The organism is Sphingobacterium psychroaquaticum, assembly GCF_900177625.1.
In the GTDB taxonomy this organism is placed as follows: domain Bacteria; phylum Bacteroidota; class Bacteroidia; order Sphingobacteriales; family Sphingobacteriaceae; genus Sphingobacterium; species Sphingobacterium psychroaquaticum.
Genome location: NZ_FXAU01000004.1, coordinates 155,316 through 169,971, shown reverse-complemented (window position 1 = coordinate 169,971; position 14,656 = coordinate 155,316). Strand labels below are relative to the sequence as shown.

14 protein-coding genes and 2 tRNA genes are annotated in these 14,656 nt (G+C 40.3%); 10 read left to right on the top strand and 6 right to left on the bottom strand.

From position 1 onward, the window contains the following. Nucleotides 1–6: 6 nt before the first annotated feature. The 6 genes from B9Y69_RS11840 (at nucleotide 7) to B9Y69_RS11815 (ending at nucleotide 3,124) form a co-directional block, all read left to right on the top strand. Nucleotides 7–750 carry a UDP-2,3-diacylglucosamine diphosphatase gene (locus B9Y69_RS11840; RefSeq protein WP_085473178.1) on the top strand — a complete coding sequence of 248 codons (744 nt, stop codon included), beginning with the start codon at nucleotides 7–9 and terminating at the stop codon, nucleotides 748–750. After that, nucleotides 738–1,298, top strand: coding sequence for a Crp/Fnr family transcriptional regulator (locus tag B9Y69_RS11835; RefSeq protein ID WP_085473177.1), 561 nt, complete (start codon nucleotides 738–740; stop codon nucleotides 1,296–1,298). The genes B9Y69_RS11840 and B9Y69_RS11835 overlap by 13 nt, the downstream gene beginning before the upstream one ends. 68 nt (nucleotides 1,299–1,366) lie before the next feature. Then, nucleotides 1,367–1,696 (top strand): DMT family transporter, encoded by a 330-nt coding sequence (locus B9Y69_RS11830; protein ID WP_085473176.1) that lies wholly within the window; start codon nucleotides 1,367–1,369, stop codon nucleotides 1,694–1,696. A gap of 74 nt (nucleotides 1,697–1,770) precedes the next feature. Then, complete coding sequence (gene prfA / locus B9Y69_RS11825) at nucleotides 1,771–2,844, top strand: peptide chain release factor 1 (RefSeq protein ID WP_085473175.1); 1,074 nt, start codon at nucleotides 1,771–1,773, stop codon at nucleotides 2,842–2,844. Between the two features lie 73 nt (nucleotides 2,845–2,917). After that, nucleotides 2,918–2,991 (top strand) — tRNA-Asp (locus B9Y69_RS11820). Nucleotides 2,992–3,050: 59 nt separating this feature from the next. Further along, a tRNA-Asp gene (locus B9Y69_RS11815) sits at nucleotides 3,051–3,124 on the top strand. Between the two features lie 53 nt (nucleotides 3,125–3,177). Here the strand turns inward: B9Y69_RS11815 and B9Y69_RS11810 are convergent. The 5 genes from B9Y69_RS11810 to B9Y69_RS11790 form a co-directional block, all read right to left on the bottom strand. Beyond that, on the bottom strand, nucleotides 3,178–6,930 hold the full coding sequence (locus B9Y69_RS11810) for a sensor histidine kinase (RefSeq protein ID WP_085473174.1): 3,753 nt from the start codon (nucleotides 6,928–6,930) through the stop codon (nucleotides 3,178–3,180). A gap of 116 nt (nucleotides 6,931–7,046) precedes the next feature. Further along, nucleotides 7,047–7,826 (bottom strand): succinate dehydrogenase/fumarate reductase iron-sulfur subunit, encoded by a 780-nt coding sequence (locus tag B9Y69_RS11805; protein WP_200811798.1) that lies wholly within the window; start codon nucleotides 7,824–7,826, stop codon nucleotides 7,047–7,049. Nucleotides 7,827–7,851: 25 nt separating this feature from the next. Beyond that, nucleotides 7,852–9,786, bottom strand: coding sequence for a fumarate reductase/succinate dehydrogenase flavoprotein subunit (locus B9Y69_RS11800; RefSeq protein ID WP_085473173.1), 1,935 nt, complete (start codon nucleotides 9,784–9,786; stop codon nucleotides 7,852–7,854). A 47-nt stretch (nucleotides 9,787–9,833) separates the two neighbouring features. Next, nucleotides 9,834–10,607: a succinate dehydrogenase cytochrome b subunit gene (locus B9Y69_RS11795; RefSeq protein ID WP_085473172.1), complete on the bottom strand. Its 774-nt coding sequence runs from the start codon at nucleotides 10,605–10,607 to the stop codon at nucleotides 9,834–9,836. Nucleotides 10,608–10,784: 177 nt separating this feature from the next. Next, entirely contained in the window at nucleotides 10,785–11,372 is a 588-nt protein-coding gene (locus B9Y69_RS11790) for a porin family protein (protein WP_085473171.1), read from the bottom strand. Between the two features lie 62 nt (nucleotides 11,373–11,434). On the opposite strand from B9Y69_RS11790, the gene B9Y69_RS11785 reads away from it, so the two are divergent. The 4 genes from B9Y69_RS11785 (at nucleotide 11,435) to B9Y69_RS11770 (ending at nucleotide 13,258) form a co-directional block, all read left to right on the top strand. Next, the gene (locus B9Y69_RS11785; protein WP_085473170.1) at nucleotides 11,435–11,650 is read left to right on the top strand and encodes a hypothetical protein; all 216 of its coding nucleotides are present in this window, start codon (nucleotides 11,435–11,437) and stop codon (nucleotides 11,648–11,650) included. Further along, nucleotides 11,650–11,997: a tRNA-binding protein gene (locus B9Y69_RS11780; RefSeq protein ID WP_085473169.1), complete on the top strand. Its 348-nt coding sequence runs from the start codon at nucleotides 11,650–11,652 to the stop codon at nucleotides 11,995–11,997. The genes B9Y69_RS11785 and B9Y69_RS11780 overlap by 1 nt, the downstream gene beginning before the upstream one ends. A 99-nt stretch (nucleotides 11,998–12,096) precedes the next feature. Beyond that, nucleotides 12,097–12,567, top strand: a complete 471-nt coding sequence (locus B9Y69_RS11775; protein WP_085473168.1) for a nucleoside deaminase — start codon at nucleotides 12,097–12,099, stop codon at nucleotides 12,565–12,567. A gap of 82 nt (nucleotides 12,568–12,649) precedes the next feature. After that, nucleotides 12,650–13,258 carry a superoxide dismutase gene (locus tag B9Y69_RS11770; RefSeq protein ID WP_085473167.1) on the top strand — a complete coding sequence of 203 codons (609 nt, stop codon included), beginning with the start codon at nucleotides 12,650–12,652 and terminating at the stop codon, nucleotides 13,256–13,258. Between the two features lie 215 nt (nucleotides 13,259–13,473). On the opposite strand, the gene recA is transcribed toward B9Y69_RS11770, so the two are convergent. Further along, nucleotides 13,474–14,502 (bottom strand): recombinase RecA, encoded by a 1,029-nt coding sequence (recA, locus tag B9Y69_RS11765; RefSeq protein WP_085473166.1) that lies wholly within the window; start codon nucleotides 14,500–14,502, stop codon nucleotides 13,474–13,476. Nucleotides 14,503–14,656 lie beyond the last annotated feature (154 nt).

Sequence of the window (14,656 nt, the reverse complement as noted above, 5' to 3'; positions counted from 1 at the left end):
TGTGCTATGAGGGATAAAATCTATTTTGCATCAGACTTTCATTTAGGGGTGTCACCTCTTGCCGTTTCTCAAGAACGGGAGAAGCAGATCGTAGCGTGGTTGGATACGATTAAGGTGGATGCAAAAGCATTGTTTCTTGTTGGAGACATTTTTGATTTTTGGTTTGAGTATAAGACGGCTGTGCCCAAAGGCTTTGTGCGTTTTTTAGGAAAACTAGCTGAATTATCGGATCTAGGTGTAGAGATTACTTTCTTTAAAGGGAATCATGATATGTGGATGTTCGGCTACCTGAAAGAAGAGCTTGGTGCAAGGATAATCGATAATGAACTGGAATTAACACTGGACGGCAAAAAGTTTTATATACATCATGGTGATGGATTAGGTCCGGGTGATGCGAAGTATAAATTCCTGAAAAAATTCTTTAGAAGTAACATCTGTCAGTGGCTATTTGGCTGCTTGCATCCAAGTATTGGAATTGGTATTGCCAATCGTTGGTCTAGGCATAGTCGCGGAGCGAGTGGCGGAGAGGAGGTCTTCTTAGGTGAAGATAAGGAATGGCTCATATTATACGCTAAAGAAATACTGCAAAAGAAACATTATGATTTCTTTGTTTTTGGGCATCGCCATCTTCCGTATGACTTGCCTATTGGTGAAAATAGCCGTATAGTAAATCTTGGGGATTGGTTTCATCACTATACGTATGCTGTGTGGGACGGTAAAAATCTAAGTCTGGAGAAATGGACGCATTAACCATTATACAACATTTCTTTCCGCTGCAAGGAAAAGATATCGATTTGTTATATCCTTTGTTTGAGGAGGTCGTAGTCCCAAAAAACACCAATGTAATCGAAGTAGACCGACATTCACACTATTTGTATTTTATTAAAGAAGGATCCTGTCGAATTTTCTATTACAAAGAAGAAAAGGAGGTGATTTTAGATTTTGCTTTTCCTGGTGATGCGCTCATGTCGCTAAATAGTTATGTACATGGTAAAGCAGGCTATGAAAATATCCAAACCATGGAAGATGCAGTGCTGTATCGGGTTAAGGCAAATGCCTTGCAACAGTTGTTTCATGAATCACTAGGGATTGCCAACTGGGGACGAAAGTTGGCCGAAGTGGAGACGTTAAAAATTGAATATAGATTGATGTCAAAACTGTTTAAGACTGCGGCCGAAAGTTACAAAGAGTTATTGGAAAGGGCTCCCGCTCTTATTCATCACATAAAATTGGGTTTTATTGCTTCCTATCTGGGAATCAGTCAGGTCACCTTGAGTCGAATCCGGGCAAAAATTTAATTTTTTAACATTTGTTAAAAATAAATTTTCTGAAAAACACGACCTTTGCATCCTAAAAAGGTTATACAATGAATTGGATTTTTTTAATTATTGCCGGTCTTTTTGAGGTCGGTTTTACCTCCTGTTTAGGAAAAGCGAAAGTTACAACGGGAACGGAAATGTATGGCTGGTATATCGGTTTTGTTATATGTCTAACCGTTAGTATGGCTTTATTGATGAAAGCAACACAAAGCCTCCCTTTGGGTACAGCATATGCCGTATGGACGGGGATCGGTGCTGTAGGGACTGTTTTGGTGGGTATTCTAGTCTTTAAAGAGCCTGCAGATTTTTGGCGTGTCTTTTTTATTTTTACGCTCATCGCATCCATCGTCGGTTTGAAAGCGGTTTCCGCTCATTAATACCAAAAAATTCTTTACTTTTGTCGCTATAAATTTCGGGGCAAATATGTTGCTGTGAAAAAGTTACACAAGATATGTTAGAAAAATTACAAGCCATAAAGGAACGATGGGAAGAAGTGGAAGCCGAATTGAGCAACCCAGATACCATCAATGATATGAAGCGATTTGCTAAGTTGAATAAAGAATACAAAGACTTGTCAAAAATCGTAGAGCAGTACCATTTGTATAAAAATATGGTAAGCAATATCGATACAAACAAGGACATCTTAGCGAATGAGAAGGATCAGGAGTTGCGTGAAATGGCAAAAGAGGAGTTAGATATTTTGCTTACGCAGAAGGAAGAGAAAGAAGAAGAGATTCGTTTGATGTTGATTCCTAAAGATCCGGAAGATGGTAAGAACGCTATTATCGAGATTCGTGGTGGTACTGGAGGTGATGAGGCCGCTTTATTTGCGGGTGATTTATACCGTATGTATACACGATTCTTTGAAACGAAGGGCTGGCGTACAGAGGTTATGGATGTTACGGAGGGTACTTCCGGCGGTTACAAAGAGGTTGTGTTGAAGGTGATTGGTGACGATGCGTATGGTCAATTGAAATACGAATCGGGTGTTCACCGTGTGCAGCGTGTTCCTGATACAGAAACGCAAGGTCGCGTGCATACCTCGGCCGCATCGGTTGCCGTATTACCAGAAGCGGAGGAAGTGGATGTTGAAGTGAACCCAGGTGATATCGAAATGCAGACATCTCGTTCGGGTGGTGCTGGTGGACAGAACGTAAATAAGGTAGAAACAAAAGTACAGTTAACGCATAAGCCTTCAGGAATTGTGGTCGTTTGTCAGGTGGAGCGTTCTCAATTAGCGAACCGTGAGTTGGCGATGGAGATGTTGCGTAACAAACTGTACGAGCTAGAAGTGCAGAAAAAACACGGAGATATTGCTGCAAAACGTAAAACGATGGTGTCAACGGGTGACCGTTCGGCAAAAGTGCGTACATATAACTACCCACAAGGGCGTGTTACGGAGCACCGTATTGGGTTAACGATGTACAACTTACCAGCTGTTATGGATGGTGATATTCAGGGAATTATCGATGCTTTACAATTTGCGGAGAACGCTGAAAAGATGAAGGACGGCGCCGTAGACTAGGTTTTTTTAAAAAAAGTTTAGCAGTTATCGAAATAAACGCTATATTTGCACACCTTCTCAAGGGAAGGTTTTAGGTCTGGTAGTTCAGCTGGTTAGAATACATGCCTGTCACGCATGGGGTCGCGGGTTCGAGTCCCGTCCAGACCGCTAAAATAGTAACAATAGGAGAAGCGATTTCTCTGATTAATGAAGAACTGAAAATCTTAGGTCTGGTAGTTCAGCTGGTTAGAATACATGCCTGTCACGCATGGGGTCGCGGGTTCGAGTCCCGTCCAGACCGCTTCATTAAATTGTAAAAGCCTTGAGAATATTTTCTCAAGGCTTTTTTATTTTCTACCCATTTCCTTCTTCATAGATCGGTAACGTAATAATAAAGGTTGTTCCGCTATTTGCTTTGGTAATAAAACGGATAGAACCGCCGATACCTGTGACAGTTTGTTTAACGAAAGCAAGTCCCAAGCCTGTTCCGGAACTTTTTGTCGTAAAGTTGGGTTTGAAAATACTCGGAATCACGTCTTCAGGAATACCATAGCCATTATCCTTAATGAGGATACGGACCCAGTTTTCGTTATACAGGTCAACCATAATATCGATCTTATGCTTCTTTTTTCCTTTACTGGCCTCTATTGCGTTCTTGAAGAGATTGTTCAGTGAGCGCATAAACTGGTCATTATCCCCTAAAACATAAATACGTTCCAGATTTGTACTGTTGGATAGCGTAATCATGATATTCACGCTGCTGTTGAATAGGTTGGTTGTCGTTTGTATTTTCTCTAGGATATCGATCTTAATCAAGTTCGTCTCCGGTAATTTGGCAAAGGCCGAAAATTCAGTCGCAATAGTAGATAAGCTATCGATTTGCTCAATGATTGATGTCGAGATTCGGTCAAAGCGTTCTGTAAAACGAGGGTCTTGCTCATTGTAGGAACGTATAAGCTGCTGGATACCCAATTTCATGGGCGTTAACGGATTTTTAATCTCGTGTGCGACCTGCTTAGCCATTTCACGCCAAGCTTTCTCTCGTTCCGCGTCTCGTAGTTGCTTGGCACTCTCTTCCAATTTGATCAACATATAATTATACTCTTTGATCAACATCCCTATCTCATCATTACGTTCCCAATACAGCGGTTCGTTAATCTTGTTGGAAAGTTGGGTCTCCGCTAACTTTGCCCGTACAATATTTAATGGCTCGGTAATTTTACTAGACACGGCGACTGCAATGAAACCGAATAAGATAATAATGACGGTGTAAATATTAAGAATCGTATTCAATAATAAATTTTTGCTTGCTGCAGCCTCCTTTACGGTGTTGTAATACGGAATATTCAGATAAGCTATGGTTTTATACTCTTCGTTCTTTATGGCCGTATATGCCGCTGCAAAATTGAATTTGGAGATTTGCTCTTCTTCGTAAACAACAGATTTGCGTAATGCAGCGAGTTTTGTCAGTGCATCGGGATTGATATAAGAAGAGATTAAGTTCAGGTCAAAAATACGTGGCTGGGTGGAATACATAAGTTTCCCGCGCTTATCAAATAGGTTAAAGTTACTGATAGAGGTCGTAGATACGTCCTTTAAGATTTGGATCAAATCGCTCTCTCCGAAGTCTTTCATACCAGCTACCGTATTTTCAATCTTCTTCGTAATTTCCGCGATTTCACGAAGACGATTCGTTGTTTGGTTGGATTCGAGTTGCCTATTGATACTGACAAATGCAATTCCTCCGGAAATCAAGATTCCTAATAAAACGGATAGGATTACCAGGCTCTGTATACGCGTACTATATTGGATGTTATTGAAAACCTGGCGAAGTTGGTAGCGTATTCTTTTCCATTTGAATTGGGTGCTGGATAGTGTACGTATGGTGTAGCTCAAGAGGTTGAATATACAAAAGAAGCATAAAAGAAAAATAAATACAATAGACCCCAGCGCTAAGTAATCCCATACACTAGGCTTCATCTTACTGAATATGATCGTGGTATACTGATCTGGCTTATAGGCTAAGTGTATATAGTTACTATTGTCTTTAATCTGCGTGAACTTATTTAATTTTTTAGTCGTTTTACGATCATTATTTGGGTAATCAAAATTACCGTATTGCGTCACGAGCCCCCCGTCTTTGTAAAAGGCATAGGAGTTACCTTGAAACTGATCGAATTGCTTATTCATAACCCTGTTATCCGAAAGAATCTCGGGATAGGGGATCAAGGTGCCAAAGGAAAGGTTCTTTAAGTTGACGTATACATTAAAAACCTTATCTGGACTATTTAGGTAAGGAATGGTAATATGAGTAAAGTACTCTAAGCTACCCAATTCACTTTTAAGTCTGTAAAAGTTATCTGTGTATGGGATTTTAATGGCGTTTTTGATTACCTTCTCTCGATATTCATTCGCTTTATCGATTCCGTAGTGATCTAAAGGGATACCCTCATTGTTATAGAAATAGGCCTTAAATTCAAACTTGGAAAGATATCCATTTAGATAACGTGTCCGAATGTAATCCTCGATAAAGTGTGCATCACTTATGGTGTCATTAAAGCTTAGGAGCGTTGCCAATTTATGGTCCTCTTTAAGTTCTTTTTCGAAATCCATAAATAAGGAAACTGCATTGGTATCATCCTCCGCCAGTAGGTGTGTTACAGCCAATTTCATACCTTCCTTTTTACGGATGGTATTATAATAATCATAGGATACCACAGAGATGGAGGAGAGGAGCAGTACACTAACAATAAATATGGAAAGCTTGTAAGGAAGCGAAAATTTATACGTACGATAGGTCCGGAGTAGGATAAGAACGCCAAACAAGATACAGAAAAGTATATTGAGGTCCAGCAGAGCGCAAGCAATGAGTGAAATTACGATACAGATTAACTGGATATTGAGGATTGCGGTAATCTCCTTATTAAAATACTTAATAAGTTGGGCTATACTGTCGATATACAAGACCAAAGAGGTAATGTTAAAGCACATAATCATGATCGTAAGCCAACCATAGGAACCGAGGTTCAATATTTTGGTGAAATCGTTTTCATAGAAAGGCGAATGCGTAAGCAGGGTACCCAAATAGTGGTACATGACATATCCCCAAAAATACACAGATAGAATCGCTAGGAGAGAAATAAAGGTGGCGGATACTTTATTGCGTAGGTGTTCCCGCACAGAAATATTATCTTGAATAATCCGGAGAAAACAGATATACCAGAAGATAACGGCTGTCGTGATGAGATAAGACCATAGGTTCGGTAAAAACTCATTGTAGGCGTAGTATTTAGGATCGAATAGCTCGAGACTCGAGTGAATAGAAAGCCAGTTTGTTTTCAGGTCAATATAGCGTACAAAGAGGATAACACTCAAAAATAATATTGCAGCTAACCAACCGCGACCCTGTTTGGCAATATGTATACAGATGCTATTGCTGAGAATCAGTATACAGATCAGCGCGGTAAGCCAACATATAAACTGTAGATGGATATATATATTATCCTTTTTTCCATCAATAAGTTTGATGGAAAAAAGGTAGTCGTTTGCCTTACTGTATATGTTTCGAATATTGGTGTTATCATCATACAAAGCGATATCAATATTTTTAACATCGATATTAGACGTGAAACTATTGGTCAGATACTCATTGGTCGTATCAAAGTTACGCTTTATGGGAACCAGAGCGACGACAGAGATGTTGTTCTTTAAGTCTATTTTTTTTAGTAGGAAAGAACGGTTTTCGGATTGAGCAAAAGAGGTTTTGTTTTTTAGTCCAAGATCGGTCACGGGGACATAGATATTATTGGACCAATGTACAAGTTGGTGATTCTTATAGATAAAAAGGAATATAAACTCCTGCGTAAGCTTCTGTGTTAGATCGGCAACTTGAACGGGATACTTTTCTACATTCTGAAAAGTTTTGAGGGAGAGACTGTCAGCCCATATCTCATCGATCCGATCCTCAAATTGATGAATGCGATGTGTCAGCTTATTGGCATCCAGGGCAAGCATATCATCATCTGTTATGGTAAAGTGTATGGTGACAGCGGTGCCTATGAGGGTTAACGTGAGTATAAGAAGAAGTATACGAATCTTTGTCAGCATCCTATATGGTGTTCAAGTAGAAGTAAATATAGTGAAAAAATAAAAATCCCCGCAGCTCGTGCTGCGAGGATTTTCTCTCTTCTCCATACGGGGCATTACTGCCCAGTTTGAATTTTTTATGATTGTACGTGTACATCTTCCTCGCGGAAGAATTTTGCTGTGAGGTACTCACGGTTCATACGTGCAATGTTTGTTAATTTAATGCCTTTTGGACATTCAGCCTCACATGCTCCTGTATTCGTACAGTTACCGAAACCTTCCGCATCCATCTGGTCTACCATAGCTTGTGCTCTTTCGTAGCGCTCTGTTTGACCTTGTGGAAGAAGTGCAAACTGTGAAATCTTAGCTGATACAAAAAGCATGGCTGATGCATTTTTACAAGCAGCCACACATGCACCACAACCGATACATGTAGCCGATTCAAAAGCTTCGTCAGCGATACGCTTCGGAATGGCGATGGTGTTCGCATCAGGAACACCTCCTGTATTTACATTGACATAACCACCTGCTTGTTGGATACGGTCGAAAGCTGTACGATCTACCGCTAAATCTTTCAATACAGGGAATGCTGCTGCGCGCCATGGTTCGATAACGATTGTTTGTCCATCGTGGAAAGAACGCATGTGCAACTGGCATGTCGTGATACCATATTTCGGTCCGTGTGGACGTCCGTTGATTACTAATGAACACATACCGCAAATTCCTTCGCGACAATCGTGGTCAAAGTAAACCGGGTCTTCGCCTTTACGAGTAAGATCTTCGTTTACAATGTCAAGCATTTCCAAAAAGGACATATCGTCCGCAATGTTATTCGCTTGGATGGTCACGAATTGACCTTTTGTTTTATCATTTTTTTGACGCCAAACTTTCAGCGTTAAATTCATATGTTGTGCCATGATAGTCTTTTTAAATACCCAACTACTATTTGTAACTTCTTTGGGTTAGTTTAACGTTTTCAAAAACCAACTCTTCTTTGTGAAGAACTTCTGCTTGATTATCTCCTTTGAACTCCCATGCCGAAACGTATGTGTAGTTCTCATCATCACGTTTCGCTTCACCTTCTTCAGTCTGTGATTCCAAACGGAAGTGACCGCCACAAGATTCATTGCGGTTCAATGCATCATCAACCATAAGCTCGCCCAATTCTAAGAAGTCAGCCACACGTCCAGCTTTTTCTAAAGACATGTTCAACTCTTCGTTCTCGCCTAATACACGCACATCAGACCAGAATTCTTTCTTAAGCTCCTGGATTAAGCCTTTTGCTTTTGTTAGACCTTCAGCTGTACGTGCCATACCACAGTACTCCCACATAATGTGGCCTAGTTTCTTGTGGATATCATCGACAGTTTTTGAACCATTAAGACTCAATAGTCTATTGACATTATTTTCTACTTCTTTACGCGTTTCTTCGAAAGCAGGGTGGTTTTTATCAATTGGTTTGAAGTTTCCTAGCTTCGCTAAGTAATCTCCAACCGTAAACGGAATAACAAAATATCCATCCGATAAACCTTGCATTAGGGCAGAAGCTCCTAAGCGGTTTGCACCGTGGTCAGAGAAGTTACATTCACCCAACGCATATAAACCTGGGATGGTTGTCATCAAGTTATAATCAACCCATACACCACCCATGGTATAGTGCACTGCCGGGTAGATACGCATTGGTTGTTTATATGGGTTCTCGTCCGTAATTTGGTAGTACATGTCGAACAAGTTACCGTATTTCTCACGTACAGTATCTTCTCCTAAACGGCCAATTGCCTCCGCGAAATCAAGGAATACAGCGATACCTGTTTTACCAACACCACGACCTTCGTCTACCATTTCTTTGGCGTTACGTGATGCCACATCACGTGGTACCAAGTTACCGAAAGAAGGATACTTACGCTCTAAGAAGTAATCTCTATCGTCTTCTTTAATGTCAGAAGGATTTAATTCTCCTTTTTGTAGTTTTTGTGATAATTCAACTGTTTTTGGAACCCATACACGGCCGTCGTTACGTAATGATTCAGACATCAATGTTAACTTAGACTGGTGGTCTCCTGTAACAGGGATACACGTAGGGTGAATCTGTGTGTAACAAGGGTTGGCGAAGAATGCACCACGTTTGTGTGCTCTCCACGCTGCTGTTACGTTACAGCCCATCGCATTTGTAGAAAGAAAGAATACGTTTCCGTATCCACCTGTACATAACAATACAGCGTGACCTTCATGCGATTCGATTTTTCCGGTTACCATATCACGGGTGATAATACCACGTGCTTCACCATCGATTTTCACAAGATCCAACATCTCGTGACGTGTGTATGATTTTACTTTTCCTTTACGGATTTGACGGTTTAACGTCGAGTAAGCTCCTAATAATAATTGTTGTCCAGTTTGACCACGCGCGTAGAACGTACGGGATACCTGTGCACCACCGAATGAACGGTTATCCAAAAGACCACCATATTCACGGGCAAAAGGAACACCTTGAGCCACACACTGGTCGATGATGTTTACAGATACTTCCGCTAAACGGTAAACGTTTGCCTCACGTGCACGGTAGTCACCACCTTTAATTGTATCATAGAAAAGACGGAAAACAGAGTCACCGTCATTTTGGTAATTCTTTGCTGCGTTGATACCACCTTGAGCTGCGATAGAGTGCGCACGACGTGGTGAATCTTGGTAACAAAATGTTTTTACATTGTAGCCAAGCTCCGCAAGGGAAGCGGCCGCTGAAGCTCCTGCTAAACCTGTACCAACAACGATAATTGTGAACTTACGTTTGTTAGCTGGGTTTACCAACTTCATCTCAAATTTATGTTTTGACCATTTCTCCGCTAACGGGCCTGCTGGTACTCTTGAATCTAACATATTTTAAATAATTTGTATTTAACAGATAGGGTTAACTATCCTAAATATTATTTAACGAAATAAAAATATAATGGCATTAAAGCAAACCCGATAGGGATGATAACACCGAACAACCAAACACTTAGTCCTTTAATAAGCGGCACATATTTTTTGTGTGCAAAACCTAAGGACTGAAAAGCCGATTGGAAACCGTGAATTAAGTGGAAGGCCAAAGCGATCATGGCAATTACATAAAAGATAACCAAACCAATGTTTTGGAAAGCAAAGTCTACTTGCTTATACAAGTCACGTGCTTTTGTTACTTCCACATTGTTTACAACAGTTACTTGGTAATCGTGAAATTCACTTGCGCTGATTTCTTTGGATGTAACAACACCTGTTGCAAGATCCTTGCTGTATTCAATGTAAGGAGTTTGGTCGTTGTGGTACTTCCACCAGAAATTATTCATGTGTGTCGCTAAGAAAACCAGAATTACGGTTCCTAAGATTCCCATGTTACGTGAATTCCACTTACTGTTTGCCTTACCACCATTTTGAGCGTAGGCAATCGGGCGGGCTGCTCTATTCTTTAATGTTAACACTAAAGCGTAAATAGCGTGAATAATAATAGAAGCGTATAGTAAGTACGATACTACCTTAATCGGGGCAAAATGGGTCATTAAATACGCGTAGTTATTGAACGCATACCCCGCATCATCTTTAAATAACTGCAAGTTACCAATCAAGTGAACTATCAGGAATGTACATAAAAAAATCCCTGTTAAGCTCATGATCAGTTTCCTTCCTATGGAAGAACTTAAAACTGGCTTTGAATTGCTCATTATCCTTATTGTTTTATATTATTTTCGCAAATCTATCTAATTGTTAACACAAATTTGACAAAACTGTAGGAAAATAAATCAATTTAGAATTGTTCTAATCAAATTAAAAAGCCGTATTGAACAGGTCAATACGGCTTTTTAATACGAGGGTAGAACGTTATGTTCGACTTGTTTTTATTATAGAATGGCGATACCTACACCAACAGTCCACATCTTTAATTTTTGGTCGTTCGAGCTATTTGCATTTAAGTTCGAAAGACCATGTTCGTAACGTAGATCAATCGTGAATTTACTGATGTCAGCACCGATACCACCGATAATTCCTGTCGATGTTTTTTTGTAGTCATCGAAGTTCGTCACATTACTGATAGTCAGTTTTTCTTTTTGTGCAAAAGAGAATACGGGGCCAGCTTGTAGTCGGAAACCAACTGGACCTAAGCCAATGCGTGTACCTAATAATAGAGGAACATCTAAGCTTTTAAAAGTAACATCGCCAGATTCGTTACCTTCGGTTAATTTAATGCCTGCTTTTTTGCTCGCGTAGTATGCTTCTGGTTGGATATGGAATCCCGCAACACCGATTCTTCCCCAAAGACCTAATTGAAAACCTGTTTTGGTGTCTGAGTTGAAATACTTACCTTCCGTACGGAGGTTTGAAAAACCTAATCCGCCTTTGATACCTAGTTTAAACGAAGGAAGTAACTGTGCCTGTGCGAAGCTAATTGCTGCGATAAAGCAAATTAACGTGAGTAAAGATTTTTTCATAAAAAATATTTTTTTACTTTTAGAACTACAATAATAACGTAAATTATTTAATAATTGTGTGTATGAATATGTTAAAAATATCCGATAGCGATTGGGATATACTGAAGGTTAAGCTTAATCGGAAGTATAACAGCTTGACAGCTGAGGATTTGCAGTATAACGCAGGGGAGGAGATATCACTTGTGGCTCGTTTAGCGAAACGTTTAAATAGAGATACCACCTATGTGGAGTTTACGCTAGCGAAAGAAATGGCTGATCTTTCTTCTAATAGACTGTAATGGAAGATGCCGCAACAATAACGTGGGGAGATTTTGAGAAGGTTGAACTGCGGGTTGGAACAATAGTGGAAGCTATAGATTTCGAGAAAGCGCGTAGGCCGGCTTACAAGTTAAAAGTTGATTTTGGACCACAAGTAGGTGTTCTTAAATCGAGCGCACAGATTACGAAGCACTATACAAAAGAGGAGTTGGTGGGCCGGCAAGTGGTAGCGGTTGTTAATTTTCCGAAGAAGCAAATTGCTGATTTTATGTCGGAGTGCCTCGTAACCGGCTTTGCTGATGATAACGGAGATATTGTTTTAACATCCGTTGAACGGCCTGTGCCAAACGGTTCACGGTTAATTTAAGGGGACCAGGGCTATGTAGCTGGAGGTTTCTTAGCCTTCAACTTACGTCTTTTAGGAAGCGGACAAACGTAGCCGTTACCCTCTAACAGTGTCGATAAAATGAAGATATATGATTTTGAATCCGGAAGTAGCGATCCGGTGTTGAACGATGAGCTTTATATGCGAGAGGCATTAAAGTTGGCGCAGAAAGCTTTTGAAGAAGACGAGGTTCCCATCGGTGCTATTGTCGTGAGTCAGGGGAAGATAATAGGGAAAGGCTATAACCTAACCGAGCGGCTGAATGATGTAACAGCGCATGCAGAGATGCAGGCATTTACGGCGGCGGCCAGTTTTATGGGGGGAAAGTATTTGAAAGACTGCACCCTTTATGTTACGGTTGAACCCTGTGTGATGTGTGCAGGAGCATCTTACTGGACGCAGGTAAGTCGTGTGGTGTATGGTGCGCCCGATGAAAAGCGAGGTGCGTCAAAATTCGGGAATCTTTTTCATCCTAAAACTAACGTGGTGTCCGGCATATTGTTAGAGGAGTGTGCTACTTTAGTAAAATCATTCTTTCGTAATAAAAGATAAGGTTTGCAGAAAATTGTCTCTCTATACAAACCTTAAGTGGGGCTAAATTGTTATATTCGTAGTACAAATAAATTATAATATTATGGCATTTGAATTAGAAGCTCTTCCGTATGCTAATAACGCGTTGGAGCCACACATTGACAAAGATACGATGGAAATTCACCACGACCGTCACCACCAAGCTTATGTAGATAACTTGAATAAAGCTATCGCGGGTACGGATGCGGAGAATTTGTCATTGGAAGATATCAACAAAAACATTTCTAAGTACCCTGCAGCTGTTCGTAATAATGGTGGTGGACACTACAACCATAAATTGTTCTGGTCTATTCTTGGCCCTAACGCTGGTGGTGAGCCTACAGGTGAATTAGCAGAGGCAATCAATAAAACTTTCGGTTCTTTTGCAGAATTGAAAACACAATTGCAAAATGCTGGTGCTACACGTTTTGGATCAGGATGGTCGTGGTTAGTTGTTAAAGCTGATGGACAATTGGCGGTTACTTCAACTCCAAATCAAGATAACCCTTTAATGGATGTTGCAGAAGTACAAGGTGCTCCAATTTTAGGTATTGACGTATGGGAACATGCGTATTACTTGAAGTATCAAAATAAACGTCCAGCCTATTTAGAAGCGATTTTTAATGTTATCAACTGGGATGCAGTGGCAGAACGCTACAAAGCAGCGAAGTAGTTGATAGTTTGGAGTTCATGGTTTTTAGTTTATAGCTAAAGAACATGGATGTAGGACATAAAAGAAAAACCACCGTATCATACGGTGGTTTTTCTTTTATATGAGATGATTATATAGTCATCTGCTTTGTTTTTCACTCTTTTAGCCCCAAGATTTAGCTGCGTTGAGCTTTTCGGGTTTGCGCCTCTGTTAATTACTCCGTACCAACGACTCTTCTATCCTTGCTCGTCGTATGGATTAGCTACTTCAGCTTCGACACCATTTACCTCAGCTCTGATTTTTGCTTCTAGTTCTTCACTTAAATCTGGATTGTCTAACAACAATGTTTTTACGGCATCGCGACCTTGACCAAGTTTCGTGTCCCCATAGCTGAACCAAGAACCTGATTTTTTAACAATACCATATTCAACACCTAAGTCAATAATTTCACCTACTTTAGAGATACCTTCGCCAAACATAATATCAAATTCAGCGATACGGAAAGGAGGGGCAACTTTGTTTTTTACAATTTTAACTTTAACGCGGTTACCAGAAACTTCGTCTGAGTCTTTGATCTGTGATGTACGACGAATATCCAAACGTACCGATGCATAGAATTTTAAGGCATTACCACCTGTTGTTGTCTCAGGGTTACCAAACATAACGCCAATTTTCTCGCGCAATTGGTTGATAAAGATACAACAACAGTTCGTTTTAGAGATCGTTCCAGTTAGTTTACGTAAAGCTTGTGACATTAGACGTGCCTGTAAACCCATCTTGGACTCACCCATTTCACCTTCGATTTCCCCTTTAGGAACAAGCGCTGCAACGGAGTCAATCACGATCACGTCAATCGCTCCCGAGCGAATAAGATTGTCTGCAATTTCTAGCGCCTGCTCGCCGTTATCGGGCTGTGAGATCAATAGGTTCTCAACGTCGACACCTAATTTTTGTGCATAGTATTTGTCAAATGCATGTTCCGCATCAATGATTGCTGCAATACCACCTTTTTTCTGTGCTTCTGCTACGATATGTGTAGCTAAGGTTGTCTTTCCGGACGATTCTGGACCGTAAATCTCGATGATACGTCCTTTAGGCACACCACCAATACCCAAAGCGATATCTAATCCTAAAGATCCCGTTGAGATAGCTTCGATCGGTTCTACCGCTGTATCACCCAACTTCATGATCGTACCTTTACCGTACGACTTTTCTAATTTATCTAAGGTAAGCTGTAAAGCTTTTAATTTATCTGCGTTGCTCATATTTTTAGTATTTACGAATCAAAAGTACAATTTAAAATGGAATATAAAAATTTATTTTACTAATATTATTAGTCGGCTGTTGGTTGCTATAATATGCCAACCGACAAGAAATATATATTTGGGCGAGTACAAGCCCAGCGCCTACCAACTACCA

Bases quoted from the DNA above. Each gene is read 5' to 3' on its own strand.
- B9Y69_RS11840 (WP_085473178.1), top strand. From the start codon at position 7: ATGAGGGATAAAATCTATTTTGCATCAGACTTTCATTTAGGGGTGTCA.
- B9Y69_RS11835 (WP_085473177.1), top strand. From the start codon at position 738: ATGGACGCATTAACCATTATACAACATTTCTTTCCGCTGCAAGGAAAA.
- B9Y69_RS11830 (WP_085473176.1), top strand. From the start codon at position 1,367: ATGAATTGGATTTTTTTAATTATTGCCGGTCTTTTTGAGGTCGGTTTT.
- prfA (WP_085473175.1), top strand. From the start codon at position 1,771: ATGTTAGAAAAATTACAAGCCATAAAGGAACGATGGGAAGAAGTGGAA.
- B9Y69_RS11810 (WP_085473174.1), bottom strand. From the start codon at position 6,930: ATGCTGACAAAGATTCGTATACTTCTTCTTATACTCACGTTAACCCTC.
- B9Y69_RS11805 (WP_200811798.1), bottom strand. From the start codon at position 7,826: ATGGCACAACATATGAATTTAACGCTGAAAGTTTGGCGTCAAAAAAAT.
- B9Y69_RS11800 (WP_085473173.1), bottom strand. From the start codon at position 9,786: ATGTTAGATTCAAGAGTACCAGCAGGCCCGTTAGCGGAGAAATGGTCA.
- B9Y69_RS11795 (WP_085473172.1), bottom strand. From the start codon at position 10,607: ATGAGCAATTCAAAGCCAGTTTTAAGTTCTTCCATAGGAAGGAAACTG.
- B9Y69_RS11790 (WP_085473171.1), bottom strand. From the start codon at position 11,372: ATGAAAAAATCTTTACTCACGTTAATTTGCTTTATCGCAGCAATTAGC.
- B9Y69_RS11785 (WP_085473170.1), top strand. From the start codon at position 11,435: ATGAATATGTTAAAAATATCCGATAGCGATTGGGATATACTGAAGGTT.
- B9Y69_RS11780 (WP_085473169.1), top strand. From the start codon at position 11,650: ATGGAAGATGCCGCAACAATAACGTGGGGAGATTTTGAGAAGGTTGAA.
- B9Y69_RS11775 (WP_085473168.1), top strand. From the start codon at position 12,097: ATGAAGATATATGATTTTGAATCCGGAAGTAGCGATCCGGTGTTGAAC.
- B9Y69_RS11770 (WP_085473167.1), top strand. From the start codon at position 12,650: ATGGCATTTGAATTAGAAGCTCTTCCGTATGCTAATAACGCGTTGGAG.
- recA (WP_085473166.1), bottom strand. From the start codon at position 14,502: ATGAGCAACGCAGATAAATTAAAAGCTTTACAGCTTACCTTAGATAAA.